Below are 14946 nucleotides of genomic sequence, written 5' to 3'. Positions count from 1 at the left end.
AAACGGGCTTACATCCCCGGTTTAAAAACCGGGGCATTACGCCTAACTTTCAGTAAAAAACGTACGGCCGTGGTGGTCGTACGTTTTTTTGTTTGGTTTGGCTTGGTTTGGTTTGGCTTGGCTTGGCTTGGCTTGTTTAGTTTGGTGTAGAGAGGCTTTAGATTGTGGTTTCGTTTAATTTGGCTCGTTGCTGTCCTCGAGACTAAACGAGTTCCACAAAGGCTCTTTACAGTTTTGGGTGATAGCGTCTTATAAACCCTACTGACACATTGTCTTTACTTTGAGAATATGTGTATTCTCACCCAATTGTGTAAAGAGCCTCCACAAAGCAGAAGGTTGCATATAAGGCGTCCCGAACAAAACCGCCCAAAGTTCAGGGCGCTGCGTTAAAAATACCAAGTGGAATTGGCAATGTTCATTACTACTACATAGTTTCGGCGCCATTTGAATTTCTTGTTGGTAATAATTGGTTATGTTTGTGAGGCTTGCTAACGTTACCGTTTTGATTAGCCTGCGCCGAAACGAGTTCCGCAAAAGAGAGACCTGCACATAAGCCCCTCTCACAAACCCCAAAACCGGGATTTATGGCGAGAGGGCTTATACTCCGGTCTCTAACCGTTTTGTTCCACTCTCTGCTCGTTGCTGTCCTCGAGACTAAACGAGTTCCACAAAGCAGAAGGTTGCATATAAGGCGTCCCGGACAAAACCGCCCAAAGCCCGGGCGCTTTCATCCGGGACGCCTTATACTCCACCTTCTAACCGCCTTGCTCCACTCTCTGACTTCGCTAGCTCAGTCTCTTTTCCAATCCCCGTGAAACCAACGACAACGCATAACAAACAATAAAGTACATGATGGCGATCATCAAGAACATTGGTAAGATATACGTCGTATTTTGGCCATACACGATTTGGGCGTTATGCATCAGGTCTGGTAAGACGATGATGGTGGCCAATGAGGTATCCTTGATCAGTGAGATAAATTGGCTGACCAACGCTGGCAACATTTTCTTCATCGCTTGTGGCAAGATGATCTTGAACAAGGCTTGGCTGTAACTCAAACCATTGGCCCGAGCACCTTCCATTTGACCAGGATCCACTGCAACGATCCCTGAACGGACGATTTCGGCAATCATCGTCGATTCGAAGATGATCATGGCTAAAATCGTGGCCCAGACACTGCTTGGTCGGAAGCCCAGGTTAGGCAAACCGAAGTAGGTAAAGAAGATGATCAACAGTAATGGCAGGTTCCGGATAATATCAATAATCACCCCAACCACTGGTGAGACGATCTTGATGTTCACGTAACGGATGACGCCCAAAATTGAGCCAATCACATAGCTCCCAGCAATGGAGGCAATCGACACGAGTACCGTGATCCAAAGGCCTTCCAGTAAGTAACGCAGGTTGATCCATGAATATGCGTCAATAAAGTCTTTCATTCGATTGCACCCCCTATGCTAATTTCTTTTCGAGATAACGCATCCAGTAACTCAATGGTAACGTAATGATCAAGTAGAGTAACCCCACACAAACGTAAGTGCTCATGGTACTCAATGAATCTGATGCGATAACGTTGCCTTGGTACATCAGGTCAAATCCAGCCACGAAGGCGAGGACTGATGAGTTCTTCACCAAGTTAATGAATTGGTTACCCAATGGTGGAATGACGTAACGGAAAGCCTGTGGCAAGATGACGTGTTGCATCGATTGCCAGAAGGTCAGGCCGTTCGCCCGTGCGCCTTCCATTTGACCAGGATCAACTGATTGGATCCCGGCCCGAACCGTTTCAGCGATAAAGGCTGAGGTATAGATCGTCAACCCGATCGTCCCAGCGGCGAAACCGTTGATTTTAACCACAAACATTGGAATGACCACGAAGAAGAACATCGTGATAACCAACAGTGGAATGTTTCTGAAAACTTCAATGTAAATTCGGGCAATAACCCGTAACGTCTTAATTGGGGTGGTTTCAAAAATCGCAAACATCGATCCAATAATCAAACTAAAGAACAGTGCGATGACACTACATAGTAAGGTCTGACCGAATCCATAAAGCAAGTCACCACCGTAATGAGCGAAAATTGCTGTCATCGTTCCATCTCCTTATAATTGAACCCAGCGACGCTGCCGAACCACTTCTTCAATAGTCGGTTATATTCGCCACTCTTTTCGACTTGTGTCAACGCCTTGTTGATGTCGCCCTTGAATTCGCCTTGGCCCTTGTTGATGGCGATCCCGTAAGGTTCCTTGGTAAAGGAGCCGCCAACCAATTCGTACCCTGGGTTTTCAACTGCCATCCCGGCTAAGATCCCGTTATCAGTGGTCAATGCTTGACCCTGACCGGATTTCAAAGCCGTCATGGCTTGCGCGTAATCAGATAATTGCAGCACTTTGGCCTTTGGTGCAGCCTTGGCCATGTTTTGAACGGAAGTTGACCCAACAACCCCAAGGACGGTTGCGCCCTTCTTGTTGAGGTCCTTCACGCTCTTAATGCCGCTCCCCTTCTTAACCAAGAGGGATTGGCCGGCATCAAAGTACGACCGGGAGAAGTCAACTTGCTTTTCCCGTTCTGGCGTAATGGTCATCGTAGCCATGATGGCATCGATGTTCCCGTTATTTAACAGTGAGATCCGGGTTTGACTCGTTACTTGAACGAAACTTGCCTTCCCCTTTGATCCCAATATCTGCTTGGTCAACGCCTTTGCCAAGTCGATTTCAAACCCTTTGATTCGGCCGTCTTTAACGTCCATCAACCCAAATAACTTGGTATCGGCTTTAACACCCCAAGTAATCGTGTTGGTCTGCTTGGCCCGCGTCACAACGTTTTGGTCGGATAACGCTTTACCTGAACCACACGCCGTTAAGACCAACAGCACCGCTAAGGCCGACACGATTAATCCGACTCTTCGGAATAACTGTTTCATGTTTTTCGTCCCCTCCGCTCGTTTAGTGCGTAATGATCTTGCTTAAGAACTGACGCGCACGTTCGTTGGATGGTTGCCCGTCGAAGAACTTCTCCTTGCTGTCATCTTCCAAAATCTGACCATCTGCCATGAAGATAACCCGGTTGGCCACTTCACGCGCGAAGCCCATTTCGTGGGTCACCACTAACATGGTCATATCGGAATCTCGGGCAATATCCTTCATAACGTTCAACACATCATCGATCATTTCAGGGTCCAACGCGCTGGTTGGTTCGTCAAATAATAAGGCCTTAGGCTTCATTGCTAACGACCGCGCAATGGCGATCCGTTGTTGTTGCCCACCAGATAATTGAGCTGGTAACTTAGGTGCTTGGTCCGCCAAGCCAACTCGGTCTAACAGGTCCATCGCAAACTTCTTGTTTTCTTCTTCTGGTCGGTGCAGCACCATCCGTGGTGCCAACATAATGTTTTCCAAAATCGTTTTATTGGCGTACAGGTTAAAGTGTTGGAACACCATCCCGACGTTCTTACGAATCCGGTTCATGTCAGTTTTCTTGTCGGCTAAATCTTGACCGTTAACGATCAATTGACCCTTTTGGATCGTTTCCAAGCCGTTGATGGTCCGAATCAAGGTTGACTTCCCAGAACCTGATGGGCCGATCAGCACAACCGTTTCCCCTGAATCGATCGTTAAGTTAATATCGTGCAGGGCATGGTAATCGCCGTAGTATTTTTCAACATCGTGAAATTCAATCATTGACATAATAGTTTCCCCTCCGCCTTTTATGAATAATAGAACGGCATCCTGGAGACTGCCGTTCTTCTGAGTTTCGCTAATTTTGCAAGTGATCATCGCAGGAACAACCGACAATTCGGCGTCCAATTTCATTCGCTTTTAATTTTAACTCAATAATAATTCTAAACCAAAATCATCAGTTGGTCAAAATAATTATTGGCAAAAAGCGCGTAGTTCCGGCCTATCATCGACCGAAAAATGCGTTATAAAAGGCTTCATAGGATATATGATATTTATCAAAAATGCGATAATTTATTCATTTATTTAACTGGCTTATATAACGCATTAAATTTGGCTTAGAATCGCGGTTTAATGACCATTGGCAACCGTTATTGTTAGATTATCTAACTGATAACTTGTAACAATAAGGTTTTATTATAGCATAAATGTGGTTGGTGTGCTTGATTGGCGTAGGCCAATGTTAAAAAGGCCCGTTATCAAGGGCTTGCAAGCAGCTGATAACGGATCTTTAGTTGGTTGGATTTGATTGTTGCTACTACTTATTTTTGACGCCACTTGGACTTTACTTGGCAATCATTGTTAACATTTTGAAGCTTGTTGACGTTACCGTTTTGATTAGCCTATGCCGAAATGAGCTCCGCAAAACTTGCATATAAGGGTAGCTCATCAATACTGGCTAAAACCTGGAATACTTTTTACTACTTTTGAGTGCTTTCGGCGACGCTCTTTGCTACTACTTAATTTCGGCGCCACTTTAGCTTTACTTGGCAATCATCGTTAACATTTTGAAGCTTGTTAACGTTACCGCCTTGATTAGCCTGCGCCGAAATGAGCTCCGCAAAACTGAGAGTTATGTATAAGGGCGTCCCAGCAATACTGACCAAAGCCCGGTCAGTATTGCTGGGACGCCTTATACGCCACTCTCAAAGCGTTTTGCTCCGCTCTCTAATGATATCTCTTCATCCGCGATCCACCAGCCGCAGCATCCGGCTTCGGTTCTTCTCTTGTTAAACCGCTAGTCAATGGTGCTTCGTGCATCGCGTTTTCCCTTGTCATTTCTCGGGTCAACGGTGTGCTGGTCGTTGGTGTTGGGACGGTTGTTGCGTCTTCTTGTCGTTCATAAGCTAATTGTACCCGAATTGCATAAGGCGCTGGCTTTTCCATCGGTAAGTTGCGGCCCATTTCCATATAGGGTCCACCAACAAGAATCACGTTAGCCAAGTACAACTTCACCTTATCCGCCACGTCCGCGATTGGTTGCAAGCCCACCGTGGTGATTTTACCTACCGACGCTTTTTCTGCTTGGTTAATGCCGGCGTAAACGATCAAATCGTCGCCCGCGTGCTGCAACTCAAAGTAGGGAATGTTGACGCCCAAACCGATTGCGAACACTGGTTTATGGGATTGCTTCAACTGCATTTCGATTTCACGTTGACCTAATCCACCATAATCCGGTGTCATCAAGCTCATTTGTTGCAGGCGGTTGGCCAGTTGGGTGATGTTTTGCCGCTGGTTAATATCAACGGCAACCTTCCCCGGCAAAATCTTCTTGGCGTCAAAGAACCCGTTAGCTGGAATATTCGCCCCATTTAACAATGAACTTTGATTGCCCTGCGCTTCAGCAGCGGCTTTCTTAGCTGCTTCGGCCGCTGGGTCAGCGCCGCCAAGAGTCTTCCCCAACGCTTTTTCGATTTTGGGTGAAATATCAAGCGGTGGTTGCTTCTCCGTAAAGTAGTAGAAAACGTTCATGATCGTAAAATACAGTAATAAAATGGCCACTAACAGGATCAAACTGCCACGCAAAGCGTACCCGTTTTGAATCCAGCGAATAGCCACGTAAAACAGGTAGATGTCACCCAACGTGCCCAAAATCGTGTAGATTCGGTTTTTAAGCTTCACGTTAAGGTTCACATACCCTAAATAGTGGTTCACCATATCAAGTAAACTAAACACGTATGCGTTCCTCCTTAATAACTTGTCGTCTGGTCCGTGGTGCCGGTCGTCGTGTTAGCGGTGCCGCTATCCGTCGTCGTGTTGGCGGTTGAATTATCACCGGTCGTAGTCGTTGTGTCGCCAGTATTACCAGTGTTCCCTGTACTATCATCCGTTGTGCCAGTCGTCCCGGTATTACCAGTTGTACCAGTGGTCCCGGTGGTCGACTTCTTCTTTGATTTCGTGGTTGTCGTAGTTGCGTTACTGGTTGCCGTATCCGACTTGGCGCTGGCTGAATCTGCCGAACTTTCATCCTTGTTCGAATCTGAACTCGTCTTCTTACTTGAATCATCCGAGCTCGACTTCTTATCAGAACCATCGCTTGCGCTGGATCCCTGCTTATCTAATGACGATGATGTCGTCGCTGGCACCTTAGTCGACGTCGTGGCTGGTGAGCCTTCGTTTGTTTTGCTAACTTTGTTGACCACCACGTTGGTCGTCCCTAAAGCTAGCGCAATCGAAACGATGGCGAATGGTGTTAAAAATGGTGGCGTCCGATATGCCATGCTTGTTCCTCCTCTTAAATGTTCCTCGCTTTGGTTAGTTACCCTAAGTATCGCAGATTTGACCGAAGATACAATAACGTTTTGATTAAGGTTTAACTAAGAATTAACGACGACCGCGCGAAGGGGCTTTAACCAGTCACCCCCCGGGTAGGCGGTGCCGGTTAAAGCCTCTTAGTGGGTATTACTTTCAGCCGCAGCTAATTGACACTCAGCGCAAACGCCGTAAAGCTCAATTCGATGGCCAACGATTTGGCACCCAGGTAATTGGGCGGCAAAGATATCGATTGGACAATCCTTAAGTTCGGTTACCTTACCACACCGCTGACAGATAAAGTGGTGATGATGTAAGTGGCTAAAATCACACTGGTATTTGACCCGCGCATGGTCACCTTGAACCTGTTGTTCAACCATGCCGGCTTGTTCAAATTCCTTGATGTTGCGGTAGATCGTGTTGTGACTCATCCCCGGAAACTGCTGGCGCATGTAATCGTCCACCAACGTGACATCGTGGTAGTGATCCTGATTGGCCAACAGGTAACTGAGCAGCGCCTTCCGTTGTTTGGTTACCTTTAAATGATTCTGTTTTAGAACGGTCAGAGCCTGTTCCAGTTGCTGTTGCATGTTGCCGCCTCCTTAGCGCGAGGATTACGTAAATAATAATCATTACTCTTTAACGATAAATTGTAGCATACTTCGCTGCATTTAAAAACGAAACTGCTCACCCGCTAAGATTCGACTGATTGTTGCTGGATCCGTAACGCGCTGACAAATGCGTCCAGCGCCCGCTGCGTTTTCAGCCAATCGTCGTTTTGGATCACCGTTGCGCGACCCGTTAACGCCACTGGCAATTCCAGGTCACGCTTATATTCCTTGCTTCGAATACGGTGGTTCACCATCTCAGTTTCATCGCCACGTGAGGTCAGGCGATCTTTCAAAATATCACTCTTACCAACCGTCAAAAACAGCACAACGGCCTTTTCACCTAACTGTTCCGCGTAGGTTTGAGCGCCCTTGGTATCTAACACGATACTGACGAGGTCCGCTTTTTCAAACGCGCGATCCAGCCCTTCATAAGATGATCCGTACTGGTAACTCGCGTACATGACGTCTTCTAAGTAGTGATTCTTGGGGAAACTCTCAGCCGTCTCAAAGTAGTAATCGACCCCATCCACTTCACCAGGACGCTTAGGCCGCGTGGTGTGGGTGATGATTCTTGGAATATCATAGTGGCTATTGAGATATTGGCTAACGGTCGTTTTGCCGGTTCCCGTAGCGCCGGTGATCACAATGACTCGCTTCATCGACAAATCCTCCATTTAATCTGTTTGCGCAGCGACTTTAGCCGCAATGTACTGATCCGCCCGCTTCATGAGGGCCTTTAAATTATCGTAGGTTAACCGATCAACAGCTTCATCAACCGCAAACCAGCCGGTATCACTGATCTCAATATCTTGCTTTTCGATGGTCACATCCGCTGGTACTTCACTCACAAAGAGGTGAACTTCCTTATGGTTGCCGTTTGGCAACTCATAGTGTAATTCATCGTGGTAGCTTGTATCCAAGGTGACGTGTAACTGGGTTTCCTCGCGAATTTCGCGCAATGCCGTTTCACTTAGATCCTCGTTACCTTCAACGTGCCCCTTAGGAAACCCCCAGAAGTCACTGGTTGCACTCTTCAATAATAGATACTCTGGTTGGTGATTCTTAACACGGTATACAACCGCTCCGCTGGCGACTTCAGTTGTCATGTGGTGGTCAGTCCTTTCAAAATTATTCGATAACGTCTATTGTAGCTTATTTTGAGGTAGTGTGCACCTTAGAGTGTGGAAAGAATCAGCGATTAACACCTAAAGGTCTTGCACTTTAGCTGCTCCTTACCACCCGCTATCTTACTTGACGCAATCTGCTTGCACAGCTAAGATAACACTAAGCATTTTTTAATCATTCTTTTATTCTTTGGAGGCATCATCTATGTCAATTAAGTCTCGTCTGTTTCGTCGTGAAAAAATCGACCGCTATCTAGAGACTGATAAGAAATTCGTCAAGACCATGTCGGCCGTCGATTTGATTTCGCTCGGTATCGGCGCCGTTATCGGGACCGGGATCTTCATTTTGCCCGGGACCGTTGCGGCTACCAAAGCTGGTCCCGGGATCATCCTATCGTTTGTGATTGCTGCAATTGTTTGTTCGACAGCGGCAATGTGTTACGCGGAGTTCGCTTCGGCGTTACCCGTTGCTGGGAGTGCCTACTCTTACGGGAACCTAGTTTATGGTGAAATCATCGGCTGGATCCTCGGTTGGGCGCTGATTCTGGAGTACGTGTTAGCCGTGGCAGCGGTGTCCAGTGCTTGGGGCGCGTATTTTAAATCCTTCCTGAGCGGCTTTGGCGTTAACGTGCCATCCGCCATCGTTGGGCCGTTTGATCCCGCTCACGGGTCATACGGGAACTGGATCGCCATTGCCATCGTCTTAGTGATTGCGCTGATGCTGGGTCACGGGGTCAAATCCTCTGTTCGGCTTAACAATATCATCGTGTTCGTTAAGATCGGCATCATCTTGTTGTTCGTTGTCGTTGGGGCCTTCTACATCAAGCCAACCAACTGGCACCCATTCATGCCATTTGGCAGCCACGGGGTCTTCGCTGGTGCATCAGCGGTCTTCTTTGCCTACCTCGGTTTCGATGCCGTCTCAAGTTCGGCGGCCGAAGTTAAGAACCCGAAGCGTAACATGCCAATCGGGATCATCGGCACGTTGATCATCGCAACCATCTTATACGTCTTAGTCTCGATCGTCTTAACTGGGATGATCAGCTACACGAAGTTAAACGTGGCTGACCCCGTTTCCTTCGCACTGCAAGTTGTTCACCAAAACTGGGCAGCTGGCATCATCGCATTGGGCGCGTTAGCCGGGATGTTTACGATGATGGTTACCATGATCTACAGTTCGTCACGGTTGATCTACTCAATCGGTCGTGATGGCCTGTTGCCAAAGTTCTTGGGTGAACTGGATCAACACGGGAGTCCAAAACACAGTTTAACAACGGTCACCATCGTCATCGCTATCATGGGTGGTTTCGTCCCACTGGATCAATTAACCAACTTGGTTAACATTGGGACGTTGATTGCCTTCCTGTTTGTCTCATTTGGGATCATCCCACTGCGAAAGAACAAGGACATCCAAAACCACCAAGGCTTCGAAGTGCCATTCTACCCAGTCTTGCCAATCGTGTCAGGGTTGTTGTGCCTCTTGATGTTGACGCAACTGCAAGCTGAAACGTGGATCGCTTCTGGGATTTGGTTTGTGTTTGGGTTGATTTTGTACTTCTCTTACGGGTTGAAGCATAGTCGATTGAATAATCCGGATAATGTGGAATAGAGTGCAGAACCAGGCGGTTAGAAGGTGGAGCATAAGGTAATTTAGACAGAAAGTCGTGGGTTTCGACTTTGTGTCTGAATTGCCTTATGTGCAACCTTCTGCCTGGTGGCGCACGTTTCGGCTCGAGGACAGTAACGAACCTCAGCTTCAAAATTTAACTACGCTAAAAAGCACCACTTATTCCTTAACCTAGGAAATAACGGTGGTGCTTTTTGGTTATTTGCTTTCATCGAGTGTCACTGGCAACGCTCATTACGCCTACGTAGTTTTCGGCGCCATTGATACTCTCGTTTTCCGCAGGTCAACACTATAGTGAAGTGTGTCAGCGTTGATTCATTCTGGCCACCGCGCCGAAACGTGTTCCAGAAAGCAAACCGCTATGGGTAAGGCACTTCAGACACAATCGTTCAAAAACCAAACGATTATGCCTGAAGTACCTTACCTACGCGGTCTGAACGCTTTCTTACACACTCTTTTACCTGGCCGCCGCGCTCTATCCCATCCTTCAACAACAACGGCGCCAAAATCGTACTCAACACAATCACCACGATCAGCTCTGAATACAAATTAGGATGCAATAATTTCGCTTGATACCCAATTTGGGCAATAATCAGCGCCATTTCACCTCTGGACACCATCCCAGCCCCCACAATGTAGGCGCTATGGAAGTTGAAGCCCAGTAATTTGGCACCCAAGCCCCCACCAATCAATTTCGACAGAATGGCGACGATCGTCATGCCCAGAATTAAACCCAGGTTCGACCAGAAATGATCAAAGCGCATTTCTAAGCCGACACTGACGAAGAAAATGGGGACGAAAAAGGCGTACCCGATTGGGGCGATGTTGGTTTCCACCTCTTCATGAGCGTTGGTTTGCGCCACCGCGATACCCGCGAAGAAGGCGCCGATAACTGCGCTTAACCCGGTTAAATCAGCTAAGTATGCCATGCCAAGGCAGATCACCAATGACATGATTGGCACCGCCTGTGGCACTGGTAAGCGCTCAAATAACTTGATCAGTACTGGCGCTACCCAGCGAATGATCACGAAGACCATCACAAAGTACGCTGCCTGTTCCGCTAAACTAATCGCCAAGTTTGGCGCGCCGGACTGCCCGCTTGAGAACATACTGACAAAGATACTCAAAATCAGCACTGCCATGATATCATCCACCACGGCCGCGCCCAAAATCGTCGCCCCCTCTTTAGAGTTCAACTTACCAAACTCTCGCAGCACTTCAACACTGATCGATACCGAGGTCGCCGCAAACACGATGCCCCAAAAGACGGCTCGTTCAAAGCTCTGATGCATCACGATACCATAGATGTAAAAACAAACCATCGGCACGATCACACCAAGGGTCGCGACACTGATAGCGGGTTTAAAATACCGCTTCAAGAGCTTCAAATCACTCTCCAGCCCCGCCATAAACATCAAAATAATCACGCCGATTTCTGAACCGACGTGCACCAATTCACCCGGTTGCAGCCAATTCAGCAGCGCTGGCCCAAGTAAAATGCCCACCAGTAACTGGCCAATCACACTGGGAATCCCAATTCGCTGACTTAACGCCCCAGCGATGGTCGTTGCAAATAAAATTAAGGCAATTTCGCCAAGATAGGTCACGTTGCACGCTCCTTTTATAAAAGTCTCCTACTAGTCTAACATGTGACAAACATCGGTGTCACCTCAAACGACTGCACGCATCCGCAGATTCGGTTGAACAACATGCTAATAAGCTCCCTCAATCACTAACTTCGCTTCAGCTCATATCACCTCTAACTGAGCAAAATTCCAAAGACATTTCACCACCGCGCCACCAACAAACGGCGGTATAATAAAAGACATCAACTCGACTTAATTAGGAGGTTACCATCCGTGAAACTCAACCAATTTGCCATTCAACCCACCGACTTCACCACAAAGGTCGCTGAATTGATTCGCCTTCACTTTATTACTCCAGATACCACTAGCCTGTCACCACAGGATTGCCTACACGAACTTCTCAAAAAAAGTTTTCCCGAAACGCACACCACTAGTGCTGCTGACACCAAACTCACAACCTTGATGGCTGACCCCGAGACCGACGCTTACCAACTCGTTACGAGTCAGACCGCCATCACTGCGCAAATGGTACTCAATTTAATTCTGCAACTCTTAGGTTTTGAAGCAGGTCGTGAATTTCAGCTCGCTGAGCCACAACAGTTAGCGGCAACGGTTCACTTACCAGTATTGCCTAAAACTGCACTTAGCACCGATGATCTACTGGATGCTTGGTATCAGCTACTCACGACTCGCACTACCAGCGGTCAAACGTTCCTCGACGAACTCGCTTCCCGTGGATATTTTCAACAACTGATTCACGATGCTAGTGTGGCGAAACCACTGTTCTTTAACGGCAAAGCCCAACCGGTATTTGACACTAATCAGCTCATCCGGGAAGTGGTCTACGTTGAATCGTCACAGGATACCGATGCTGATGGCCAACGCGACCTGTTGAAGGTTGAAATTACCCGGCCCGTTGAATCTAATACGCAAACCGTCCCCGTCCTGTACACCGCATCACCCTACAATCAAGGCACCAACGATGAAGCTGGTGAGGCGCTCACTCATGATGTGAACGTGCCGCTGACCGAAAAACCAGTTCAAGCGTCAACATTAACAGGCACCGCTTTACCTGAGCCAGCCATTCCAGCGCCGCGGGTTGCGCAGGGCACTGCCAACGTTACCGAAGAAACCTTTGGTAACACCTTCGATTACAGTCTCAACGACTACTTTCTCGCTCGGGGGTTCGCGGTGGTTTACGCCTCTGGCATTGGCACGAAGGATTCAGACGGTCTGCGGACAACCGGGGACGTTCAAGAGACCATTTCGACCACAGCGGTCATCGAATGGCTCAATGGTGATCGACCGGCATTTACCAACCGCACGGACCAGATTCAAATCGATGCTTGGTGGTCTAACCGCCACGTTGCGATGACGGGTCGCTCATACCTAGGTACCCTCGCAACTGCCGCCGCAACCACCGGCGTTCCCGGCCTCAAAACGATTATCTGTGAAGCCGGTATTTCAAGCTGGTACGACTACTACCGCGAAGGCGGTCTCGTCATTGCGCCCGGTGGTTTTCCAGGTGAAGATGCGGACGTGTTAGCCGAAGAAACTTTCTCGCGCCAAAAACAGGCTGGCGATTATCACCGCATCCAAGCTAAGTGGCAAGCTGCACTTAAAAAAATGACACAGGATCAAGACCGCGTTACCGGGAACTATAACGATTTCTGGGATGCGCGTAACTACCGCAAGGCTGCCACTAACATCAAAGCAGACGTCATGATCGTTCACGGCCTCAATGACTGGAACGTCAAACCCGCCAATGCCGAAAAGCTCTGGCGCTCAATTTCTGATTTACCCATCGCTAAAAAGCTCGTCCTTCACCAAGGCCCACACATCTACATCAACGATTTTCAATCGATCGACTTCACCGATATGGTCAACCTATGGCTTTCCCACGAGCTCTACGATTTGGACAACCACGCCGAAACGCTGTTGCCCGACGTGGTGATTCAAGATAACGCGACACCCGAAACCTGGACAGCCTTCTCGGATTGGGGTAACCCGGCTAACCCAACGCAAACGATCAAACTCACCGACTTCCAGCTGGAAAACCCATCGACGACCACTGCAACATTTGCTGACCAGTTACCGACCGACGTGTTCACCAACTATACGCACCACCTTGATCAGTGGCAAACCGACCTCATTGCGGCCAAATCACCACTGGCTGGTAACCGACTTCGATTCACGCTACCAGCTCAAACGAGTGATTTATTGCTTGATGGTTGCCCACAACTCACACTGCGAGTTGCCGTTGACCAACCAGTTGGCCTCATCAGTTGCCAATTAATTGATCTGGGTGATTTCAAACGGCTGACACCGCAACCCGGCACGCTTGATCGACAAGCCTACGATTTCGGTGATCATTTCCGTAAATCAGACCTCAGGGAATACCAGCTGGCTAAGCAAACCACGCCCTACCAGCTCATTTCCAGAGGTCACCTGAACCTGCAAAATCGCACGCAGTTGACCCAAGTCGACACTATTACACCCGGTGAATTTTATACCACCACACTGACGCTTCAGCCCACGCATTACCGACTCACCCCCGGTCATCAATTGGCGCTGATCGTTTACGCCACCGACATGGCCATGACCGTTCGCGGTAATCTTGACAGTCACTACACCGTTCAACTCGACGATAGCACACTCACCCTGCCGTATTTGACGAAATAGTCGCGTTGTTTTAGAAACGTGCTATCATAGAGATTAGTTAATTTTAGAAATGAGGGATTCCACATGAAACAAGGCACCACGATCATCACACTTGATAACGGCTACCATCTCTGGACCAACACTCAGGGCGAAGGCGACATTCACTTGCTTGCGCTACACGGTGGCCCTGGCGGCAACCACGAATACTGGGAAGATACTGCCCAACAATTAAAGAAGCAAGGCCTCAACGTCCAAGTTCACATGTACGACCAACTGGGCTCATGGTACTCTGACCAACCCGACTACAGTGATCCAGAAGTTGCAGCTAAATACCTGACTTACGACTACTTCTTGGATGAAGTCGAAGAAGTCCGTCAAAAGCTCGGCATCGACCACTTCTACCTCATCGGTCAATCATGGGGTGGCGCTTTGGTTCAAATGTACGCTGCTAAATACGGCGAACACTTGAAGGGGGCCATCATTTCATCCATGGTCGATAACATCGATGAATACGTGACCCACGTCAACCAAGTGCGTGAAGAAGCCCTTCCTGCTGACGCCGTGGCTTACATGAAAGAAAAGGAAGCCGCTGGCGAATGGGACGATGCCCAATACCAGAAGTACGTTGACGTGCTCAACGCCGGCTACGTTGACCGGAAGCAACCTAAAGCGATCTCTCACTTAATTCCAACGATGTCACGTCCCGTTTACAACGCCTTCCAAGGCGACAACGAGTTCGTCATCACTGGTAAGCTGAAGGAATGGCAATTCGAAAGTCACCTCAAGGACATCAAGGTGCCAACTGTTGACCTTCGGCGAACACGAAACCATGCCAATCGCCACTGCTAAGCGCATGGCCACTGAAATTCCAAACGCCCGCCTCGTTACCACCCCAGAAGGCGGTCACCACCACATGATCGATAACGCCCCTGTCTACTACGACCACCTCGCAACGTTCATCCGCGACGTGGAAGCCGGTAAGGCGCTTTAATCACATTGTTACTCAAAAGGACTGCCAGTTCGTTGGCAGTCCTTTTTTTGCTGTCGTTTGTGTCCAGTGTAAGCGTGTTTAGTTTGTGAAGTACGGTGATTCTGGTTTTCTGATTGTGGGAGGATGCCGCGGGAAG

Annotated in this window: 12 protein-coding genes and 1 pseudogene; 3 read left to right on the top strand and 10 right to left on the bottom strand. The window is 48.4% G+C overall.

The features are described 5' to 3' along the window. Positions 1-785 precede the first annotated feature (785 nt). From JCM2765_RS13465 to JCM2765_RS13425, 9 genes are all read right to left on the bottom strand, one after another. Positions 786-1439: an amino acid ABC transporter permease gene (locus JCM2765_RS13465; protein WP_054737178.1), complete on the bottom strand. Its 654-nt coding sequence runs from the start codon at positions 1437-1439 to the stop codon at positions 786-788. A gap of 13 nt (positions 1440-1452) precedes the next feature. Further along, the gene (locus JCM2765_RS13460; protein ID WP_054737177.1) at positions 1453-2091 is read right to left on the bottom strand and encodes an amino acid ABC transporter permease; all 639 of its coding nucleotides are present in this window, start codon (positions 2089-2091) and stop codon (positions 1453-1455) included. After that, complete coding sequence (locus JCM2765_RS13455; RefSeq protein ID WP_054737176.1) at positions 2088-2924, bottom strand: transporter substrate-binding domain-containing protein; 837 nt, start codon at positions 2922-2924, stop codon at positions 2088-2090. The genes JCM2765_RS13460 and JCM2765_RS13455 overlap by 4 nt, the downstream gene beginning before the upstream one ends. A 22-nt stretch (positions 2925-2946) precedes the next feature. Beyond that, on the bottom strand, positions 2947-3687 hold the full coding sequence (locus JCM2765_RS13450; protein WP_054737175.1) for an amino acid ABC transporter ATP-binding protein: 741 nt from the start codon (positions 3685-3687) through the stop codon (positions 2947-2949). Between the two features lie 939 nt (positions 3688-4626). Continuing rightward, positions 4627-5634: a DUF6681 family protein gene (locus JCM2765_RS13445; RefSeq protein ID WP_225352106.1), complete on the bottom strand. Its 1008-nt coding sequence runs from the start codon at positions 5632-5634 to the stop codon at positions 4627-4629. A gap of 14 nt (positions 5635-5648) precedes the next feature. After that, positions 5649-6179, bottom strand: coding sequence for a hypothetical protein (locus JCM2765_RS13440; protein ID WP_054737174.1), 531 nt, complete (start codon positions 6177-6179; stop codon positions 5649-5651). 171 nt (positions 6180-6350) lie between these two features. Then, the gene (locus JCM2765_RS13435; RefSeq protein ID WP_054737173.1) at positions 6351-6800 is read right to left on the bottom strand and encodes a Fur family transcriptional regulator; all 450 of its coding nucleotides are present in this window, start codon (positions 6798-6800) and stop codon (positions 6351-6353) included. Positions 6801-6904: 104 nt separating this feature from the next. Continuing rightward, positions 6905-7480, bottom strand: coding sequence for an AAA family ATPase (locus tag JCM2765_RS13430; protein ID WP_156301805.1), 576 nt, complete (start codon positions 7478-7480; stop codon positions 6905-6907). 15 nt (positions 7481-7495) lie between these two features. Further along, a complete protein-coding gene (locus tag JCM2765_RS13425; protein WP_054737171.1) occupies positions 7496-7927 on the bottom strand; it encodes a bis(5'-nucleosyl)-tetraphosphatase in 432 nt (143 codons plus the stop codon). A gap of 223 nt (positions 7928-8150) precedes the next feature. On the opposite strand from JCM2765_RS13425, the gene JCM2765_RS13420 reads away from it, so the two are divergent. Further along, on the top strand, positions 8151-9554 hold the full coding sequence (locus tag JCM2765_RS13420) for an amino acid permease (RefSeq protein WP_054737170.1): 1404 nt from the start codon (positions 8151-8153) through the stop codon (positions 9552-9554). 422 nt (positions 9555-9976) lie between these two features. On the opposite strand, the gene JCM2765_RS13415 is transcribed toward JCM2765_RS13420, so the two are convergent. Next, on the bottom strand, positions 9977-11179 hold the full coding sequence (locus JCM2765_RS13415) for a cation:proton antiporter (RefSeq protein ID WP_054737169.1): 1203 nt from the start codon (positions 11177-11179) through the stop codon (positions 9977-9979). Between the two features lie 252 nt (positions 11180-11431). Between JCM2765_RS13415 and JCM2765_RS13410 the strand changes: the two genes are divergently transcribed. Beyond that, positions 11432-13840, top strand: coding sequence for a Xaa-Pro dipeptidyl-peptidase (locus tag JCM2765_RS13410; protein ID WP_054737168.1), 2409 nt, complete (start codon positions 11432-11434; stop codon positions 13838-13840). Between the two features lie 63 nt (positions 13841-13903). Next, positions 13904-14810: pseudogene (locus tag JCM2765_RS13405) on the top strand (proline-specific peptidase family protein). The last annotated feature ends 136 nt before the right edge of the window (positions 14811-14946 follow it).

Origin of the sequence: Secundilactobacillus similis DSM 23365 = JCM 2765, assembly GCF_001311075.1 — a bacterium.
GTDB lineage: Bacteria > Bacillota > Bacilli > Lactobacillales > Lactobacillaceae > Secundilactobacillus > Secundilactobacillus similis.
This window is presented reverse-complemented; position numbering and strand designations above follow the sequence as displayed.

Coding starts and splice junctions, on each gene's coding strand:
- JCM2765_RS13465 (WP_054737178.1), bottom strand. CDS start 1,439: ATGAAAGACTTTATTGACGCATATTCATGGATCAACCTGCGTTACTTA.
- JCM2765_RS13460 (WP_054737177.1), bottom strand. CDS start 2,091: ATGACAGCAATTTTCGCTCATTACGGTGGTGACTTGCTTTATGGATTC.
- JCM2765_RS13455 (WP_054737176.1), bottom strand. CDS start 2,924: ATGAAACAGTTATTCCGAAGAGTCGGATTAATCGTGTCGGCCTTAGCG.
- JCM2765_RS13450 (WP_054737175.1), bottom strand. CDS start 3,687: ATGTCAATGATTGAATTTCACGATGTTGAAAAATACTACGGCGATTAC.
- JCM2765_RS13440 (WP_054737174.1), bottom strand. CDS start 6,179: ATGGCATATCGGACGCCACCATTTTTAACACCATTCGCCATCGTTTCG.
- JCM2765_RS13435 (WP_054737173.1), bottom strand. CDS start 6,800: ATGCAACAGCAACTGGAACAGGCTCTGACCGTTCTAAAACAGAATCAT.
- JCM2765_RS13430 (WP_156301805.1), bottom strand. CDS start 7,480: ATGAAGCGAGTCATTGTGATCACCGGCGCTACGGGAACCGGCAAAACG.
- JCM2765_RS13425 (WP_054737171.1), bottom strand. CDS start 7,927: ATGACAACTGAAGTCGCCAGCGGAGCGGTTGTATACCGTGTTAAGAAT.
- JCM2765_RS13420 (WP_054737170.1), top strand. CDS start 8,151: ATGTCAATTAAGTCTCGTCTGTTTCGTCGTGAAAAAATCGACCGCTAT.